This window comes from Vibrio syngnathi (assembly GCF_002119525.1).
Lineage (GTDB): Bacteria > Pseudomonadota > Gammaproteobacteria > Enterobacterales > Vibrionaceae > Vibrio > Vibrio syngnathi.
Genome location: NZ_CP017917.1, coordinates 480,161 through 499,865 on the forward strand (window position 1 = coordinate 480,161; position 19,705 = coordinate 499,865).

General features: G+C 44.0%; 17 protein-coding genes and 1 pseudogene. 12 read left to right on the plus strand and 6 right to left on the minus strand.

The annotated features are described in order from the left end of the window. The first annotated feature begins 17 nt into the window (after positions 1-17). From K08M4_RS17065 to K08M4_RS17095, 7 genes are all read left to right on the plus strand, one after another. Positions 18-611 (plus strand): cysteine dioxygenase, encoded by a 594-nt coding sequence (locus tag K08M4_RS17065; RefSeq protein ID WP_086050758.1) that lies wholly within the window; start codon positions 18-20, stop codon positions 609-611. A 185-nt stretch (positions 612-796) separates the two neighbouring features. After that, positions 797-1,930, plus strand: a complete 1,134-nt coding sequence (locus K08M4_RS17070; RefSeq protein ID WP_086050759.1) for an efflux RND transporter periplasmic adaptor subunit — start codon at positions 797-799, stop codon at positions 1,928-1,930. After that, a complete protein-coding gene (locus tag K08M4_RS17075; RefSeq protein WP_086050760.1) occupies positions 1,923-3,251 on the plus strand; it encodes a TolC family protein in 1,329 nt (442 codons plus the stop codon). The genes K08M4_RS17070 and K08M4_RS17075 overlap by 8 nt, the downstream gene beginning before the upstream one ends. Further along, positions 3,244-4,458 (plus strand): ABC transporter permease, encoded by a 1,215-nt coding sequence (locus K08M4_RS17080; RefSeq protein WP_086050761.1) that lies wholly within the window; start codon positions 3,244-3,246, stop codon positions 4,456-4,458. The genes K08M4_RS17075 and K08M4_RS17080 overlap by 8 nt, the downstream gene beginning before the upstream one ends. 2 nt (positions 4,459-4,460) lie before the next feature. Further along, the gene (locus tag K08M4_RS17085) at positions 4,461-5,744 is read left to right on the plus strand and encodes an ABC transporter permease (RefSeq protein ID WP_086050762.1); all 1,284 of its coding nucleotides are present in this window, start codon (positions 4,461-4,463) and stop codon (positions 5,742-5,744) included. A 25-nt stretch (positions 5,745-5,769) separates the two neighbouring features. Next, positions 5,770-6,474, plus strand: a complete 705-nt coding sequence (locus tag K08M4_RS17090) for an ABC transporter ATP-binding protein (RefSeq protein ID WP_086051501.1) — start codon at positions 5,770-5,772, stop codon at positions 6,472-6,474. Between the two features lie 125 nt (positions 6,475-6,599). After that, a complete protein-coding gene (locus K08M4_RS17095) occupies positions 6,600-7,421 on the plus strand; it encodes a helix-turn-helix domain-containing protein (protein WP_017111833.1) in 822 nt (273 codons plus the stop codon). Between the two features lie 7 nt (positions 7,422-7,428). On the opposite strand, the gene K08M4_RS17100 is transcribed toward K08M4_RS17095, so the two are convergent. Continuing rightward, entirely contained in the window at positions 7,429-8,160 is a 732-nt protein-coding gene (locus K08M4_RS17100; RefSeq protein WP_086051502.1) for an EAL domain-containing protein, read from the minus strand. A 383-nt stretch (positions 8,161-8,543) separates the two neighbouring features. Between K08M4_RS17100 and K08M4_RS17105 the strand changes: the two genes are divergently transcribed. Continuing rightward, positions 8,544-9,737, plus strand: a complete 1,194-nt coding sequence (locus K08M4_RS17105) for a glycine C-acetyltransferase (RefSeq protein ID WP_017094962.1) — start codon at positions 8,544-8,546, stop codon at positions 9,735-9,737. 110 nt (positions 9,738-9,847) lie between these two features. Beyond that, the gene (gene tdh / locus K08M4_RS17110; protein WP_004730216.1) at positions 9,848-10,879 is read left to right on the plus strand and encodes an L-threonine 3-dehydrogenase; all 1,032 of its coding nucleotides are present in this window, start codon (positions 9,848-9,850) and stop codon (positions 10,877-10,879) included. 154 nt (positions 10,880-11,033) lie between these two features. Here the strand turns inward: tdh and K08M4_RS17115 are convergent, their stop codons facing one another. Both K08M4_RS17115 and K08M4_RS17120 read right to left on the minus strand, forming a co-directional pair. After that, entirely contained in the window at positions 11,034-12,956 is a 1,923-nt protein-coding gene (locus K08M4_RS17115; RefSeq protein ID WP_086050763.1) for a monovalent cation:proton antiporter-2 (CPA2) family protein, read from the minus strand. Beyond that, entirely contained in the window at positions 12,956-13,573 is a 618-nt protein-coding gene (locus K08M4_RS17120) for an NAD(P)H-dependent oxidoreductase (RefSeq protein WP_086050764.1), read from the minus strand. The genes K08M4_RS17115 and K08M4_RS17120 overlap by 1 nt, the downstream gene beginning before the upstream one ends. A 306-nt stretch (positions 13,574-13,879) precedes the next feature. Here K08M4_RS17120 and K08M4_RS17125 point away from each other — a divergent pair, with 306 nt between their 5' ends. Beyond that, entirely contained in the window at positions 13,880-14,956 is a 1,077-nt protein-coding gene (locus K08M4_RS17125) for a threonine aldolase family protein (protein ID WP_086050765.1), read from the plus strand. Between the two features lie 124 nt (positions 14,957-15,080). Here the strand turns inward: K08M4_RS17125 and K08M4_RS22430 are convergent, their stop codons facing one another. Next, entirely contained in the window at positions 15,081-15,206 is a 126-nt protein-coding gene (locus K08M4_RS22430; protein WP_017060906.1) for a hypothetical protein, read from the minus strand. 294 nt (positions 15,207-15,500) lie between these two features. On the opposite strand from K08M4_RS22430, the gene K08M4_RS17130 reads away from it, so the two are divergent. After that, entirely contained in the window at positions 15,501-15,935 is a 435-nt protein-coding gene (locus K08M4_RS17130) for a YccF domain-containing protein (protein ID WP_017075771.1), read from the plus strand. A 103-nt stretch (positions 15,936-16,038) separates the two neighbouring features. Here K08M4_RS17130 and K08M4_RS17135 read toward each other — a convergent pair. Together K08M4_RS17135 and yiaY are read right to left on the minus strand one after the other, a co-directional pair. After that, positions 16,039-16,961 (minus strand): annotated as a pseudogene (locus tag K08M4_RS17135) (hypothetical protein). A gap of 237 nt (positions 16,962-17,198) precedes the next feature. Further along, positions 17,199-18,347, minus strand: coding sequence for an L-threonine dehydrogenase (yiaY, locus tag K08M4_RS17140; RefSeq protein WP_086050766.1), 1,149 nt, complete (start codon positions 18,345-18,347; stop codon positions 17,199-17,201). Positions 18,348-18,998: 651 nt separating this feature from the next. Here yiaY and yjjG point away from each other — a divergent pair. Continuing rightward, the gene (gene yjjG, locus K08M4_RS17145; RefSeq protein WP_086050767.1) at positions 18,999-19,673 is read left to right on the plus strand and encodes a pyrimidine 5'-nucleotidase; all 675 of its coding nucleotides are present in this window, start codon (positions 18,999-19,001) and stop codon (positions 19,671-19,673) included. Positions 19,674-19,705: the final 32 nt, after the last annotated feature.

Below are 19,705 nucleotides of genomic sequence, written 5' to 3' on the forward strand. Positions count from 1 at the left end.
AGTCAGAGGTAAGTATTTTGCAACGTACTGATATCACTCCAACGCAATCTCCCGCGTTAGCCGCGTTAATTAATAACGATTATGAGCTTAATTTCCAAGAGATTATGGACCAAATACAGCTGGCGAATAAACCTATGTCTCTGGCTTCCATTCGGTTCATATTGGATAACATCGAGCTGGGTAAAGAAGAGATCAAGTCGTTGGCGAGTTTTGATAAAGAAACATACTGCCGACAAAGACTTTTCAAGAATGACCACTGCGAAGTTTTAATTTTGAGCTGGCTTAACGGGCAAAGAAGTAAAATACACGATCATTTGAATACGTCTTGTGGCGTAAAGGTTCTACACGGGCAAGCAACGGAAACCCTGTTTGAAACGGCGGCTAATGGCCATATTTTTGCTTCTCAGTCGACTCATTTCCAAGAGGGCAGTGTGACCGTCAGTAAAGATAATGATATCCATCAGATATCGAATCTACAGGCTGGAGATGAACCGCTCATTACGTTACATGTGTATTCGCCCCCTTTAAGCCAATTCCACCTCTATCAGCTAGAGAGTGGTAAGTCGGAGCTGCTCGATATACAACAAGAGTGCTGGGCTTACGAGATTTAAAGTGCGTGAAACGGAGACAACTTTCTACTTAAATGGTCATGATAAGGCTAAAAGGAAGCGTAGAAAGTCTGTCGTCTAATTTTGCTTTAACGCTATGCATTATAAAATTTTATACTATTTATGAACTTCGCATATCCACGGTAGTCATAGGGCTCACAAATATAAAATAATGAGCTGGATAAATTATGACTAAACTCGGGTTAGTGTCTGTGGCATGTACCACGCTGCTAGGTGGAGGTGCGTATTTCTATTTTCAAACTTCAACACTTCCTGAAGCCTTTCCAACCCTAACGGTTGCCACGGGGACGATCGAAAAGCAGGCGGTTGCGGTGGGGTATATCGTTCCCGCTCACTCTGTGTCTATCAAATCTCAAATCGACGGGATCGTTGGTGAAATCTATGCCGGTGTTGGTGAGTACGTAACGCAAGGTCAGCCGCTTATTAAGGTTCGCCCTAACCCTACCCCGAAAGCGTTGACCGATGCCTCGACCGAATTGATGCGAAGTGAGGCGAACATTGAGTCAGCAAAACAACAACTCGCTAATCTGCAGAGTTTGGTCGAACAAGAAATCATTCCTAAGAACTACGACGAATATGTGACTGCACGTTCCAATGTGAAATCAGCACAGGCTGACGTTATGCAAAAACGTCAGAACCTCGAATTGATTCAAAGCGGGGAGTCGACAATTGGTAACTCTCGCCTCACCTCTACCATTTATGCTCCGATAGACGGTACGGTGTTGAATCGAAAAGTCGAGGTAGGAGAACCGATTATTTCTACTGAATCGAGTCAAGCGGCAACAGAAATGATGTCATTGGCCGATATGAACAGCCTGATTTTTAAGGGCAGTGTTAGTGAGCATGATGCCGCACAACTTACTCCGGGGATGCCAGTAACACTGACCGTTGCACCTTATCCAAGTATCGAAATAGAAGGAGTGCTGACTAAGATTGCGATTCAGTCTGAAAGTCTTAACTCGACAGCTGATAGTAGTTCGGGCAAAAGTTTTGATAACGGTTTTGAAGTCGAAGTTGGCGAGCTCAAAATACCTCAAGACGTCCGGTTACGTTCAGGTTTCTCATCATCTGCTCAGATAATTCTAGTTAAATCAGAAAATGTACTCACTTTACCAGAGCGCGCACTGCAATTTGAAGGCGATAGCCCTAACGTATTAATTCCAGACAGCTCAGAACAAGGCTTCCACAAACAAGCGGTAAAACTGGGCCTATCCGATGGCATCAATGTCGAAGTCATCGAAGGTGTGGAGTTAGACGAAGCCGTCATCGACAACAGTATGATGGGGGCATCACATGGTTAAGCCAGCGCTGTTTAGTTGTTCACAGCGATTAGACAAACCTCTGTCACCTCGTAAATCGACCCTGTTGAGTATAGGCAGCTTGCTATTAGCAACTGTACTTAGTTGTCCTTCATATGCCATTTCTATTGAACAAGCATGGCAGCGAGCCAAACAGACGGATCCTGATTACGAGAAAGCTCGAATTGGTGTTCAACTCGGTGAGAGTTCGGTGGATTTAAGTCGCAGCTCTTTATTACCCGCTTTAAGCGCGAGCGCTTCAGCAGACTGGAGCGAAGACCGCAGTAGTTCAAATCGGTATGGTGCAGAGCTGTCTCAGGTTATTTGGGACAGTAGCCTTTGGTCTGAATTAGATAAAGCACAATCAGATTATCTGAAATCCCAGCTGGAATTGGCTCAAGCTCATAATGATTTGGCGGCTAAGTTACTTCTGGTTTATCTTGATATAGGCAGCGCTCAAGGTAACTTACAGCTCACTAAGAGTAAGTTAGAGGAAGGCAGTAAGCTGCTAAAAATCTTCGAAAAACGCTATCTAGCAGGCAAAGTGAAATCGATTGATGTAGAAGAGATGCGTGCTAATCAGTTGTCTGACAAAGCCAATATTCTGCGAGCAAAGGCAGAGTTAGAAAGTAAAAAGTCAGAGCTGGAAGCGCTGATAAACCAAGCTCCTGATTCAGTAGATCAAATTCGTACTGAGAACTTGGTTGAGCCTCCTATGCTGGTGGCTTCTCAACAGCAGTGGCTTGAGCTAGCGAGAAATAATAGCCCTGAATTACTGGTTGCCATAAAAGGCGTTGAAGCGCGCAAGCTAGACAAAAAGTCCGCCCAAGGAGGTTATTACCCGACAGTTAAAGGGCAAGTGGGCTATAACGACAGTGATCGGTTGGACAACGGTGAGTTTAACGCGGGTTTAACTCTTAGTGTTCCTATAGATTTAAATGGTTCAACACGCGCCAAAGTGGATCAAACTTCGCTTAATTTGTTGACGGCTAAGCAGGATCTACGAAAGGTTGAAATAGACATCAAGAAGCGAATTGATCAGAACTTTACTCAAGTGAAGCTCAACTGGGAACGAGTGTTAATGGCGCATGATGTTGTAGCATCTCGCGCAGAGGTATTGAGTAGCAAAGAAAAGTTATACGACGCGGGTTTCCTGGAAGCTTCAGATGTTATCAATGCACATAACAGCTTATTTGATTCAAGGTTCCTTCTACAGACCAACTTATATGATTATTGGCGTCAGAGAATAGGCCTACTACAGACAACCGGTAAATTAGATGATGAAGCGATGGCGCTGATATCTCAGGCGCTACACCATGGTTAATCTTTTTCTTCAGACTTGGCAAACGTTGTTGGCGCATCGGATGAAAAGTGCCTTGGCTATTATTGCAATTTCATGGGGCGTACTGTCTGTTGTTGTTTTAATGGCGTTAGGAGAAGGCTTCTATCGTTATCAAACGAAGTCTTTCTCATTTTTGGTCAATGACACTCAGGTTGTGTTTCCCTCTAGTACGAGTAAACCTTGGCAGGGCTTGCCCTCAAGGCGCGAAATAAACCTTGAACAAGATAAAATTGAGCTGATCCAGCAAGCTGGTTTTGTTAAAGAGGCGTCTGCTGTTTACCTTAAATGGGATACCAGCGTGACGAACACTCAAGGGCATAATATTGGCAGTATGGTAAGTGGTGTTGCTCCCTCTTATTTTCCTATCTCACAAAATAAGTTGCAGCCTGGTTCACGAAATATTTCGGCGACGGATATGGAAAACCACACACGGGTGGTTGTATTGGGTGATCGAATTGCTCAAATGGGCGGAGTCGACATTGGCGATCATATTAAGATCCACGGTATTCCATTCTACGTAATAGGTGTGATGGTCGATAATGAAGGAGGGATCTCTTTCGGTGAGAGTCGACGAGTTTTTGTGCCCCAAACTACTTATCTTGATCTCTGGAACGATAAGCCATGGCAACTGCTATTAAAGCCTGTAGAAGCCATGGATTCCGCATCGTTTAGACGTAACATTGTTAATTTTTTTGCTAAACAGATGCACTTTGACCCTACTGATAAAGATGCGGTCTATCTGCCCGACTTTAGCGAGGGTGGAGACGTGATTACCGGTATCTTTCGTGGTATTCAAATATTCCTGACGACCAGTGGCGCTATGACTATGGCGGTTGGCGCTTTGGGTGTGGCTAATATCATGTTTCTCTCTGTTACGGAAAGAACTCGGGAAATTGGCGTTCGGCTAGCGATTGGTGCAACACAGGGTTCCATCATGTCTCAGTTTATTATTGAGGGGCTTATCTTAGTTACCTTAGGATCCATCGTGGGATTAATGGCGTCCTTTGGTACGGTTTATTTGCTTGGCTCGATGGCGTTACCAGAATGGATTGGATCACCTGTTATCACGTTAAGCTCGATTGGAATGGCGTTAACGGTGACACTGATTCTGGCGTTCCTAGCCTCTTACTTTCCTGCAAAACGGGCGTCTCGTCTAACTCCTGTTGATGCACTTAGTGCGAGGGTTTAATCATGCTATTACCGATGAGACAAATCTTTCAGGAAATGTCTGCAGAAAAGCTACGACTTGGGCTCACGATTCTGGCTGTTGCGTGGGCAACCTTGTGTATTTCAGCGATGCTATCGGTGGGAGAAGGCATTAGGCAAGGCGTGCTTAAAACGGCACAAAATGGCAATGGTAATTTGATTTATCTATCAGGGGGGATGGCTACGGTTGATTATGGATCTTTTCATCAGGGCAAGCCGCTGACTCTAACAGTAGAAGATACGAAAGTTGTAGAGGCTCTGCCTAACATCAAAGCTGCAGTGCCGACAGCTGTGTGGGATGAATCACTTACTGTTGGGGAGCGAGGGTCTTGGAAAAAAGCGTTAGCCGTAACGACTGAATTTCAGCCGGTGACGAATCTCAAGACACGCCCAGGAGGGCGTTGGTTTAATCCTCTAGATCAAACGCAACAACGCAAAGTCATCGTGTTGGGTTACCTTTTAGCGGCCGATTTGTTTAACCCTAATGAAAGCTTTAGCTGGTTTTCTACTGTCAAATTAGAGGTCAATCCCGTGGGGAAAACAGTAAAAATTGGCAGCCAAGAGTTTACGGTGATTGGTGTACTAGAGAAAAACAGTGCCAAGGTTGAACAGGGAGATAGCATCAATTATTCGAGCTTTGTTCCTTTCTCTACATGGCAGCGTTTTAATATTAACGGTGACATTAGTGGTATCAACGTTCAACCTCATGATGGTGTCGACAGAGTCAAACTTGCAGATACGATTCGTCAGGTTATTGCGCGCAAACATGGTGCCAGTGTCAGTGATGAGCAGGTCGTTCAGGTTGAGGATATGTTTCTCAAACAAAAAACGATGCAACAATTCTTAGTTGGTCTTCAGGGGTTCCTTGGTGTGATTGGTTTTATCACTTTGGCAGTGGCGGGCATAGGTATTGCTAACGTGATGTATGCAACGGTGAAACGATCCACACGAGATATTGGCGTGAGAATGGCGGTCGGTGCTACTCCAGGGATGATTCGCATGCATTATCTGGTTCAGTCATTGATGACTATGATGATGGGCGGTTTATTGGGCTTAGTAATCACTTATACACTGATTGCTGTAATTCGCTCTTTAGAGCTTGAAGGCAACATGTTTTATGAGCGTCTTGGTAAACCTGTGCCTGAGCTTTCATGGTTGGTTGTCACCATTGTTGTTTTGACGTTGGTGGTTATTGGTGTCGCTGCGGCTTGGCTTCCGGCTAATCGTGCGGCGAAAGTGACTCCGATGGAGGCACTACAAAGTGAATGATGAGATCAAAGACAGCGGAGAAACCATGTCTAACAAATTCTTAGTGGAACTCTCAAATATCGGTAAACACTACTCAAACGGTGATACTGAGATACGTGCACTAGACGGTGTCGATCTCTTGATTGAGAAGGGAGAGTTTTTGTCTATTTTAGGCCCGTCAGGATCCGGTAAATCAACGCTGATGAATATGCTTGGTTGCCTTGATAAGCCGACGGAAGGGGAGTATCAGCTAGATGGAAAAAATGTTGCTGCGTTGAGTGCTAATGATCTTGCTGGTATTCGGAATCAAAAAATTGGTTTTGTATTCCAGAGTTTTAATTTGCTTGAGTATGCATCTGCATTGGACAATGTTGCTCTGCCTCTCGTGTACTCAGGGATCAAAGCCAAAGAGCGTCGTAAGCGTGCGGCGGCCCTACTTGAACAAGTAGGGTTGGGCGATAGACTTGACCATAAACCGAATCAGCTGTCTGGCGGTCAGAAACAGCGTGTCGCTATTGCTAGAGCTTTGGTTAATGACCCTCAGATTATATTAGCTGATGAGCCAACAGGGGCTCTGGATTCCAAGTCTGGCGCTGAGATAGAGGCTTTGTTTAATCAGCTTCATGCTGAGGGCCGAACATTGATTATCGTTACGCACGATAACTCGCTTGCTGAACGAACTAAGCGCATAGTGACGATCAAAGACGGTAAAGTATTGTCTGATCGCCAAGGGCAAAATTGCTCAACCTAGAACCTTGCAGCTTTCACTTAGAGCCACTTCATCACGAAGTGGCTTTTTTCTTAAGTGTCTAACACTGACCTTGTACGGACGATATTGAGTGAACTACACTGATAAAAAAGCTAGGTAAGTAACAGATGAATAAAGAAAATTTCCCTATAGAGTTAAAACGACTTCGTGAATCAATCTCTATTTCACAGGAAGAATTTGCAGAGTTGCTTTCCAATTCTCATAGAGCGTTTTTTGGTGTAAATCAGGTGATGGTCAGCCAGTGGGAAAGGGCAAAGACGTTGCCGAGTTTTGTTCGTCGTCTTGGTATCGCGAGTTTCTTTCAGGTCGATTACGATTTTTCCGTTGAAGAAATGGTACAGGTGAAAGCCGCCACTAAGAATGTCGAGCGTCCATTCAGTATTGATATTGGTTATGACTATGAGGTGACGAGTGTTGAGTCATATAACATGGGAGCACTTCCAGCGAAAAGGCTTAAGTCGATTCAAGGAATGCATCTAAAAACCTATGGCAAAGATTTTATCGAGGTTTCTCAGCATCTGGGTGTGAAAAAAGAAGATATGCAGGTGCTTTGTTTTCTTTTCGAGGGGGTCATTATTGGTCATGTGGTGTATGACGGCTTAAGTAAGATGCTTTGCAGTGTTGGCGCGGTTAGCATTGTGATTCGTCGTAAGATCTTCGATTACATGGCGGATAATTTGTCTGATACTGAGTTTCGCTTTCCAACCCTTGACCCTGCTATGTGCCAGTTCTTGTATGACCTGTATTTAGAACCTTATATGAGCAAGCTCGGCATGCCGTTTTTCAAGGCAGACATCAAGAAAGTGGTGAAAAATCCTTTTTCTCAGAACATCCAAAATAAACACGATATTTACTTTAAGTATATCCGTTACCACGACCTTAAGCAGAAGAAGAAAAGTGTCGAGTTTGTTTTAAGCTCTAGTCTGTAAAGGCGCTTTACATGACTAATCTTAGGTCGGTTAAAGGCTGAGGTTTTGAGTACAAGAAGCCTCGATAGCGATCAAACCCTAGCTGGTGGATCATTTGACGTGTATCTGCGTCTTCAACGCCTTCCGCAACGGTTTCAATACCAGACTCTTTGCAGTATGCCAAAGTACGCTTAACTAAATCGGAGCTTGCGGGCTCAATACTATTCACAATCGATTTATCGAACTTTACTTCATCGACATTAAGGCTAATCACCTTATTCATGTCTGAATAACCGATACCAAAATCGTCGATAGAGATTCTGACGCCCAGAGACTTAAAGCGCTTTATCTGCTCACAAAGCTGCTCATCTAACTGATCATTTTCACTTAGCTCAAAGGTAAGCTGTTCTGCTTTGAAAGATGCATTCCAAAGTAATTCACGAACCTTTTCGACATTATCAGGGTTTGCTAGCACTTTCTTGCTGATGTTTACCGCCAAGCTTAGATGAACGGAAAGCGATTTGACCTCCGTTAGAGATTGCTCAAGCACACTAAAGAAGATTTCTTCTTCATAACCCAATGCAAACGCGCGATCAATAAACACGCCCGGAGAGAAAATCCCTTCCTCTGGAATATCTAAACGAAACAGCGCTTCAACCCCAGTCACTTTCTCGACACTAGGCTGCACCTTTGGCTGATAAAAGCAGGTGTACCAGTCGTTTTCGAAGGCTTCTTGAATGGTGTGGTCGGATAGGGTCATGTGCTTGTTTCTCATCTTGTCTCATTTGCATAGCGGCGTAACGGTCGCACATTCTGAGAGAAGCGGAGAATCATCACTATATCGTTCTGAGATGAAAAATTGATATTCGATATGAAAGCGAAATTAGACAGGAACGGAAGGGGATTTGACGCTAAAAAGAACAGGTAAGGCGCGTTTATGTGCCCTGTGTCACTGGGATGAACTATTATTAGTGCCTGTGATTCATTAATGTTTTTCCAACTAAAGGGATAATCGAGAAGGGGATGTTCAACTAGAATAGGGGTATAAGTTTTACAGTGTAAATGATCGAATTGAAATCGTTTACATCCCCTACATAATGCGGCGCGCGATGCTGCTGAATAATAATTAGGAAGGAATAGACAATGTCTTCTGCATTTTACCAACAGATTCAAACTCAAATCGAAGAAGTTAAAGAAGAAGGTCTTTACAAGTCTGAGCGCATTATCACTTCTGCTCAAAAAGCAGCGGTTTCTATCTCGACTGGTGAAGAAGTACTAAACTTCTGTGCAAACAACTACTTAGGCCTTGCTAACCACCCTGACCTTATCGAAGCTGCTAAAGACGGTATGGATCAACACGGTTTTGGTATGGCTTCTGTTCGTTTCATCTGTGGTACTCAAGATTCTCACAAAGAGCTAGAGCAAAAGCTATCTACGTTCCTTGGTAAAGAAGACACTATCCTTTACACATCTTGCTTTGATGCAAACGCTGGCCTATTCGAAACGATTCTAGGTAAAGAAGACGCAATCATTTCTGATGCTCTAAACCACGCATCTATCATTGATGGTGTTCGTTTGTGTAAAGCAATGCGCTTCCGTTACTCGAACAACAACATGGAAGAGCTAGAGCAGCAACTTATCGCAGCTAAAGAAGCGGGCGCTCGTCACACGCTTATCGTAACTGACGGTGTGTTCTCAATGGACGGCGTAGTCGCTAACCTTCCTGCTATCTGTGACCTTGCTGACAAGTACGGCGCACTAGTGATGGTTGATGACTCTCACGCAGTTGGCTTTATGGGTGAAAACGGCGCGGGTACTCACGAGTTCCACAACGTTGTTGACCGTATCGACATCATCACAGGTACGCTTGGTAAAGCAATGGGTGGCGCTTCAGGCGGTTACACTTCTGGTAAGAAAGAAGTGATCGACTGGTTACGTCAGCGTTCTCGTCCATACCTATTCTCTAACTCTGTTGCACCAGCAATCGTATCTGCGTCTATTCGCGTTCTCGATCTTCTAGCGGAATCTGGCGACCTACGTACTCAACTATGGGAAAACTCTGCTCACTTCCGTACTCGGATGGAAGCCGCTGGTTTCACTATGGGCGGTGCTGATCACGCAATCATCCCAATCATGCTGGGTGATGCAAAAGTAGCAGCTGAATTCGCAGAGCGCGCACTAGAGAAAGGCATCTACGTGGTAGGCTTCTCTTTCCCTGTAGTACCAAAAGGCCAAGCTCGTATCCGTACGCAAATGTCTGCAGCACACTCTCGTGAGCAACTGGATCGCGCAATTGATGCGTTCATCCAAGTTGGTAAAGACATGGCTATCATCTAATTTTAAAGGGGTGCCTTGTGCATCCTTTGATTAGATAGAACAACACCCAATAGAACATATAGATTTTTGATTCTCGCCTTACAGTTAGGCGAGATGAACTGGATAACATTATGAAAATTAAAGCACTTTCTAAGCTTAAGCCTGAAGAAGGCATTTGGATGACCGAGGTTGAAAAACCTGAAATGGGTCATAATGATCTTCTTATTCGTATTAAGAAAACTGCAATTTGTGGTACAGACGTACATATCTACAACTGGGATGAGTGGTCACAAAACACAATTCCAGTACCTATGGTAGTAGGTCACGAATACGTGGGTGAAGTTGTTGGCATCGGCCAAGAAGTTCGTGGTTTTGAAATCGGCGACCGTGTATCTGGCGAAGGTCACATCACATGTGGTCACTGTCGTAACTGTCGTGGCGGCCGTACTCACCTTTGTCGTAACACAACAGGTGTTGGTGTAAACCGTACTGGTGCGTTCTCTGAGTTCCTTGTGATCCCTGCGTTCAACGCATTTAAGATCCCTGCAGAAATCTCTGACGATCTAGCATCAATCTTTGACCCGTTTGGTAACGCAGTACACACAGCGCTTTCTTTCGACCTAGTAGGCGAAGACGTGCTGATCACTGGTGCTGGTCCAATCGGTATCATGGCTGCTGCTGTAGCTAAGCACGTTGGTGCTCGCCACGTTGTAATTACTGACGTAAACGAATACCGCCTAGACCTTGCTCGTCAAATGGGTGTAACTCGCGCAGTAAACGTAATGGAAGAGAAGCTTGAAGACGTAATGGCTGATCTTGGCATGACTGAGGGCTTCGATGTAGGCCTAGAAATGTCTGGTAACCCATCAGCGTTCAACAGCATGCTGACTAACATGAATCACGGCGGTAAGATCTCTCTACTAGGTATTCCACCATCAGACATGGCAGTAGACTGGAACCAAGTAATCTTTAAAGGCTTGGTTATCAAAGGTATCTACGGTCGTGAGATGTTTGAAACTTGGTACAAGATGGCTTCACTAATCCAATCAGGCCTAGATCTAACACCAATCATTACTCACCACTACAAAGTGGACGACTTCCAGAAAGGCTTCGACATGATGCGCTCTGGTATGTCTGGTAAGGTAATCCTAGATTGGGAATAAGCGAATAGGGGAGACCCTTAGTTAATTCCAAAATGAAATGCCCCAAAGAAATTTGGGGCATTTTTGTCTAAACCTCACTTTTCATACAACCATTGCTATTCACACACACTTAAACTTCTTTATTTGTACTATCAATAGCAATTGGAATGATTACTTAGGACTCATCTTCTTCGAAGCCGTCGGCATAACCTTTCGGTGGTGGTGTCCAACCACGTTCTGAGCGAGAGTGTTTGTCTGAACGGTCTTTTTTCATGTCTTCTTTCATCGCTTCTTCTAGATCAATAAAGATCTGCCTAAAGTTGTTGTCATAACGAGGGTTGTCTTGAGCTTCTGACCAAGCACTATATAGGTTTTCAGATTTACGACTTTCAACACGTTGATAAGTCGACTTTTGTTGTTCAACAAAGAACGGGTGATGACCTAAGGCACGTAAGGCTTCAGATCCCATTTCGAGGGCTGAGTGGTATGTTTCTAATTCCACAAAATCGGCGCCGGCTTCTCTTAAGCGGTAACTATGGCCACGGTCGAACGCACGTACTAGGATCTTAACTTTTGGATAGGTATGTTTAACGTATTTTACTAGTTCAACACTTGAGTCTTGGTTGTCGATAGCAATCACCAACATAGCAGCTTCTTCAATGCCTGCGGTATGCAGCAAGTCGTGACGAGTAGCATCACCAAAGTAAGATTTGATATTGATGGAGCGTAATAAGTCTACTTGGTTTGCTTGATGATCCAGTACCACCGTATTGACATCGTTTGATACCAACAAGCGGTTTACGATCTGACCAAATCGGCCGATACCTGCAATGATGACAGTACCTTTCTCTTCTATTTTGTCTTCTTCTCGGTCGTTCGATTTTTGCTCGTAACGGGGCAGGATGACTTTATCAAACAGAATGAACAGACCCGGGGTTAAGAACATAGAGAGGGCAACAACCAGTGATAGCGTTTGAACAATATCCGCAGGTAACACATGGTTCTGTGCTGAGAAGCTCAGTAGTACAAAACCAAATTCACCCGCTTGAGCCAAGCTCAATGTAAATAGCCAACGGTCGCTGTTTTTGATTTTAAAGATCAGCGCCAGTGTGAACAGCACCAATGCTTTAAGTGCCATTACGCCGAGTGTTAAGCCAATGATGAGCGCAAAATCGTTAAACAAAACGCCAAAGTTGATACCTGCGCCTACCGTGATAAAGAACAATCCAAGCAATAACCCTTTAAACGGGTCAATGTTAGATTCCAGTTCGTGTCTGAACTCACTGTTGGCAAGCACCACTCCTGCCAGGAAAGTGCCTAACGCAGGCGACAGACCAACGAGACTCATCAACGCGGCAATACCAATCACTAACATCAGCGCCGTTGCGGTGAAGATCTCACGTAGGCCAGAGCTTGCAACAAAGCGGAACAGTGGGCGACTTAAATAATGTCCACCGACTACCACAATCGCGATTGAAGCCGTAATTACAAGGCCGTATGCCCAGCTTGGCAAACCTGCAACTAAACTGAGTTCATCGTGGTGTGCCGCGGTTTGGGCGGCACTCTCTGCCAAAGCAACCAATTCAGGAAGAGCCAACAAGGGGATGAACGCCAGCATAGGGATAACGGCAATATCTTGGAATAAAAGCACCGAGAATGCGTTTTTGCCACCTTCTGTTTTAGATAGGCCTTTCTCATTGAACGTTTGTAGAACAATGGCTGTCGATGAAAGCGCAAAGATCAAACCAATAGTCAGAGCGATCGTCCAAGGTTGTTCGAAGAACAATGCAATCCCCATCACGATAGCAGCCGTTCCGCCAACTTGAAGGCCACCAAGCCCCATCAACCGGTTTCTCATCGCCCATAACATCTTAGGTTCCAGCTCTAGGCCGACTAAGAACAGCATCATAACTACACCGAATTCGGCAAAGTGTTGAATGGTTGTCGTCTCTTCACCAACCAATCCAATGATAGGCCCGATCACAACGCCAGCGATTAAGTAACCGAGTACCGATCCAAGCCCAAGTCTTTTGGCGATGGGGACTGCAATCACGGCGGCCACTAAATAGATAAATGCTTGTAGAAAATATCCCGTCATTATTTAACCTCAGCCATTAATTCTTCCACAATGTGGTTCAACTTTTCTGCCTTACTGGCCCTTTTGATGTTGATATCACCTGCAACCAGCGCTTGTAAAAGCGTTCTGTAACTATCGACATGTTGTTGAATACGGTTTTCTTCTAATGCTGTACGAGAACCAAAAAGTGCAAAAGGTGCAAGGTAGTTCATTCCACATAAGGAAGCAGTTTGTTCAATGGGGTGAAGCAGTTCTCGAATGGTGAAATGGTTGTAGCCATCGCTTTGGTACGCATCTTTCTTACCGCCAGCGGTGATGCAACACAGTAAATTCTTGCCTTGTAATTCGTTACCATCGGTTCCGTATGCGAAGCCATATTCTAGAACGAGATCTTGCCACTCTTTAAGAATTGCCGGTGTTGAGTACCAATATAAAGGGAATTGAAAAATGATGATGTCATGGTCCAACAGGCGTTTTTGTTCACGATCGATGTTGATTTTGAAGGTTGGATATTCGGCATAGAGATCGACCCACGTGACACCGTCAACGCGTTTGGCTTGCTCAAATAAGGGTTTGTTTGCTTCAGAACGATGTTGAGAAGGGTGTGCGAATAGCACTAAAACTCGATTTTTCGACATATAGCCCTCTTTGTATATAAACGAATAATACTTATTAGAATTATAGATATACAATAATAGAAGAATGCTTGAAGAACAATGAATTAGCCAATAGTTGTTGTTTGCTCATTATCTCACTTTGTATCGGTCACCTTGTATTAAGGAATTGTAATACTTATGCAATTCAATACTTCGAAGGGATATGAGCTTGTAAAACTAAATATTCGTTAATAATCAAAGCTAACGTTTTTACTTTATGTCACCTTAACGTTAGAACGAAACCATTAGATAACTTTTCATACAATGATAACGAATAAAGGAAAGAGTATGAGTACAGATCTGCGTCAACAATGTGATTTTTTGCTTTCTGGTCACTTAGAACCCACTCCGGCACAAACATTCGCTCAGATGGCTGAATGGTGTGAAACGCATAATGTCACTCACGATAGCTACGGCGATGGCGAGTTTATCGAGAGTTTTGAAAAGAAAGTTGCAGACTTACTCGGTTATGAAGCGGCTGTGTTTGTGATTACGGGCACCATGAACCAACCAACAGCATTAGAAATTGCGTGCCAAGAGAAACGAAACCCAGTAGTGGCGATGCATGAATCGAGTCATATTATGCGCCATGAACGGCAAGGATATCAGCTCCAGAACAGATTCAACGTACTTCCAGTTGGTAACGTATTTCGCACTTGGAATGTTGATGACTTAAAGGCGTGGCCTGATGAGATTGCAGCCGCATTATATGAACTGCCTATGCGCGAAATTGGTGGGCAATTACCCGAATTGGAAGAGCTTGAAGCGATTAAACAGTACTGCAAAGAACAATCGATTCATCTGCATATGGATGGTGCTCGTTTGTGGGAGTGCGGCGCGTATTATCAAAAGTCATATAGCGAGATTGCTAAGGGGTTCGATACAGCTTATGTTTCGCTCTACAAAGGGTTAAACGGTCTTGGTGGGTCACTCCTATTAGGTGACAAGGCTTTCGTAGCAAAAGCTTCAGCATGGATGAAGCGTCAGGGCGGAAATGTTTATCATCGCACGCCTTACGTGGTTTCGGCAGCAATGCAGTTTGATCAACGGATTGAGTTGATGCCTGCATTGTATGAGCGTACTAAGCAAATCTATCAAATCTTACAAGATTACCCGCAGTTCAAAGTGAACCCGCAGCAACCCCAAGTAAACATGCTTCACCTCTATTTACCGGTGGGTTTTGAGGATGGCATTATCCTGCGCGACAATATAGCGAAGAAGCACAAGATTTGGATAGGAAACCCAGCGATCAGCGAACTGCCAACCCAATGTAAGATTGAATGGTATGTGGGTGATAACTTACTAAACTTGCCAGATCATGAGCTGATCGACATTCTAGACTTTATTAACGAAGAGCTGATTTAATTAACTAAGAGTTGATTTGATCGCAGAAGAGTTGAATTGATTACAGCAGAAGTGGGTTAACTGAGACGAATACAGGACATGTTTCCTGTATTCATTTTTACGCCGATAGGATAGCGGGGTCTTATTACATGTATTGGTTGATGTACACATCGACTAAAAACATGAATACGGGTACCGTGCTGAGAAGTCCGAAGAAGACGATTGGCACCCAGTTTTTCATTTTCTTTTTAGGTTGCTCGGTGTTGTTCATAAGTTCGGCCTTAAATTGGTTGTTGAGTCACACAGCTTGCTACAATGTCCCATACGCTATGAATAAATGTGCGTGGGGAACTGTCTAACAGCAGGCTCTAGTTACGTTTATGGTATCAAATAAAATGGTTGAGCCCTATGCGGATTTAGCGTTTCGTGGTGTGTATCAATCACAGAAAATGTAGGCGATTCATGAGCGGTTCATAAAGACTCAACAATAATGAACCTATTAGAACAAGTATTGCCTTACTTGGCATATCAAATAAACAGCATTCAAAGATTTGGAGAAGACAACATGAGAACAATAGGAAACATCATTTGGTTTCTGTTTGGTGGCGTATTTATGGGATTGGCTTGGTGGTTCTTCGGACTGCTCGCATTCCTCACCATTGTTGGCATTCCATGGGGTAGAGCGTGTTTTGTAATGGGTAATTTCTCATTCTTCCCATTCGGCCAAGAAGCGATTTCACGTGATGAACTGACCAATGAAACTGATATCGGGACCAGCCCACTTGGTATGATTGGTAACATCATTTGGTTCTTATTTGCGGGAATCTGGTTGGCGATTGGTCACATCATGTCAGCAGTAGCGTGTTTCATTACTATTATAGGTATTCCGTTTGCGATTCAGCACCTTAAGCTCGCAGTTATCTCATTGGCGCCAATCGGTAAAACCGTTGTCGACAAGCGTGAAGCAGAAGCGGCACGAGTAAGAAACTACAAGGGTTAAGACTACAGCTTAAGCCTTATATAGAGCTGAAAAAGCACATCACATGATGTGCTTTTTTGTGTCCATGTTTTATCTCACGATGCCCGCCTCTTACAAACACTCACTAGACATTGTTGAACAAGACTTCAAGCCTAAGGGTGATGTTGGCTTCTTCGATATGTTTCTCATAGGGCTCTCGTTCCCATTGATAGCGCGGAATCAATTCGTAGAACAGCCACTCTTTCCAAACGTTTTCTCGGTAGGTTATCGGCACCTGTGAATATTCGTAGTGGTTATACGGTTCGCTGGTTGCTGTGATAGTGGCGCTGTATTGCAGAGCTTGGTCTTGAGAAAGATAGTGATACAAAGTTAGCCCCGTACCGTAGTCCCAGCCTTTAATATCGTCGTTATAACCTGCAAAGTTCGACCATCGCGCTAAGAAGTCATCACTCAAAGAAAGATCAAAATCGACGTCAGTGATCTCGCCAGTTTCTTGCTTTTCTTGATACACACGTTGGGTCAGCCCGAATACGGCATCGGTAGTGAGAGGGTAGGTAAAGCGATAACGAGCTTCAATACGCTGACGCAGTGTCGCTTTAATATTGAAGCTGCTGTAACCCTTCGCATAAGCATCGTAACGAAGGCCGAGTGCGCTCTCTAATTCCTCTGAATCTTGTGGAAAAAATCCAAGAACTCTTCATCGCTGACAGACTCGTAGATCAACTTTAGGCGTTTACTCACAAAGGGAAGATGCAGACGCGCCTTGAGTTTTGTTGAGTAGTCGACCTCGCCACCTTCCGAGTAAATAAAATCGTTATACCAACGGACGGACGTGCCAGCTCTGGCATCTTCGGTAATGCGGTCATCAACAAAAAAACTATCAAACCACAGAGCGGGTTGGCAAAATTTACTGTTCAGGAAATGGTAAGCTTTTTCGACAGGGGCGTCTTCTAACGGCTGACTGTGGCACTCATTTTGTTCCTCTGCTTGAGTGGAGTGGACAACGAGTGAAGCTAATAATGAGGTGCTAACTATCCAACGACTCAATGGAACCTGTTTGTCATTCTATATATCAATAGTTTGACTATAACCAAGCGATCGCAACAATGCGACTTTTTAGTGGTGAGTCGCTATTGATTCGTCGCTCTTGGTTTGTGTGAAGGTAAAGAATTGAAAGAGACCGGTAGATAAAAGAAAACGGGCTCAGAAGGTGAGCCCGTTTGTGTTAGCTATTTGTTTTTAGCGAGAGCCGCGTGTTTCTAGCTCGAATAACTTGTCGCTAGATTACATTGCCGCTTCGAAGATCGCTGAGATTTCTTCGTGAGTCGCTTGTTTAGGGTTAGTGAAACCACAAGCGTCTTTTAGTGCGTTGTCAGACAGAGTCGGGATGTCTTCTAGTTTAGCACCCAGTTGCGCGATACCAGTTGGGATGTTCACGTCATTTGCTAGTTGAACAATCGCGTTGATAGCTGCTTCTGCGCCTTGCTCTGGTGTCATACCTTCAACATTCACACCCATTGCTTTTGCAACGTCACGTAGACGCTCTGGGCAAACTTGCGCGTTGTAGCGTTGAACGTGTGGAAGCAGGATAGCGTTACATACACCGTGTGGAAGGTCGTAGAAACCACCCAGTTGGTGAGCCATTGCGTGAACATAGCCAAGAGAAGCGTTGTTGAACGCCATGCCCGCCATGAACTGTGCGTAAGCCATTTGCTCACGAGCTTCAATATCTTCGCCGTGCGTTACTGCTGTTCTTAGGTGTGCTTGAACAAGTTCGATTGCTTTAATTGCTACTGCGTCTGTAATTGGCGTTGCTGCGATAGAAACGTAAGCTTCGATTGCGTGCGTTAATGCATCCATGCCAGTTGCAGCAGTTAATGATGCAGGTTTAGCAAGCATTAACTCAGGATCGTTTACTGAAATAAGCGGTGTTGTGTGCTTATCAACGATAGCCATCTTAATGTGACGAGCTTCATCAGTAATGATGCAGAAACGTGTCATTTCAGATGCCGTACCAGCTGTGGTGTTGATAGCAATCAATGGCATCATTGGTTTTTCAGATTGGTCTACGCCTTCGTAATCTGCAATTTTTCCGCCGTTAGAAGCAACCAGAGCGATGCCTTTTGCACAGTCATGTGGCGAACCACCACCGAGAGAAACAACAAAATCACAATCGTTGTCAGTCAGTAACTCTAGACCATCGTTCACGTTAGTGATGGTTGGGTTTGGTTGAGTGCCATCGAATACAACGGTGTCTACGCCGCGCTGGCTAAGAAGGTCTTGTACCTGCTTAACTACGCCAATTTGATTAAGGATCTTATCAGTAACGATCAGACCTTTTTTGAAGCCTTGAGACTGAATGCTATCAGCAGCATCCTTCAAACAGCCAGTACCCATGAAGTTGATTGTAGGGATATAAAATGCAGTAGACATTGGAAAACTCCGTTAATTATGATTCTTTAATTTCCTACATGTTGTCGGCATTCAAGTGGTCGACCATTGATCTGGAACAACTTTGATTCCGAACTACCACTTTATGGCTAGCTGTTGTGATAGGGCTCATATAGCAATCGTTTTTATGGTGTTCTGGTGTGTTCTTTGTCAGTAATGGATAGTGCTAGGTTGATTAAATAACAAGCAGGACGGTGCTCATATCATCATGAAAAGTAAGGTTTTTAATCAAAAGTTTCTCTCGTTCTCTTGTGTCTAGTTTTTATCGGAGTCATCACTGCATTGAACTTGAGGCTCTTGTAACTCTTCAGACTCAGCCATGTCCTCTGGCTCCTCGTCATAGTATTTGACAAGAAAAGGGGTGAGCATGACAGATGACGGTAAAAAGTGCTTCATAATACCTCCCGGTACCTAAGTGTATTTCTTGTATGGTATTGGTTTAATATGTGGCAAAATTTGCGATACATCATGACTTGTTACTTGTTTTCTATAAATTATTAGAACTATATACAGGCTCACAAAATTGAGAGTAAAGTGATGCTCCGCCCTTTGAGGGTAATAATAAAAACCAACACAAAAACAACGATAAAACAGTGCAGACACTGCTCCACAGCGCGAATAGTAGGAAATAAAATGAAGTACGATTGGATATTCTTTGATGCAGATGAAACCTTGTTCCACTTTGATGCTTTTCAAGGCATGAAGTTAATGTTTTCTCGTTTTGGTGTGGATTTCGGCGAGCAAGATTATGCTGCTTATCAGAAGGTTAATTTACCACTTTGGGTCGATTACCAAGATGGTCGCATTACAGCTGATCAATTGAAGCACACGCGCTTCGAAAGCTGGGCTGAAAAGTTAGAGACAACAACCGCAGCTTTAAACAGTGCTTTCCTAATGGCGATGGCGGATATCTGTTCTTTGTTACCGGGTGCACAAGAGTTAATGGAGTCTTTAAAAGGCAAAGTGAACATGGGCATCATTACTAACGGCTTTACAGAGCTTCAGTCTATCCGTTTAGAGCGTACAGGAATGACTGATTATTTTGATCACGTGATTATTTCTGAAGAGGTTGGGGTCGCTAAACCGGATGCCGAGATTTTTGAATATGCGCATAAGTTGGTTGGATTGCCATCAAAACAGAGAGTATTGATGGTCGGAGATAACCCACACTCTGATATTTTAGGTGGTTTGGATTTTGGTATTGAGACCTGTTGGTTGAATAGCCAAGAGAAAGCGACACCAGCAGGAATTAATCCTCATTATCAGGTTAAGTCTCTGGCTGACCTGCAAGCACTTTTGTTGGCATAATTGCTAATTGCTAATTGCTAATTGCTTTTAGA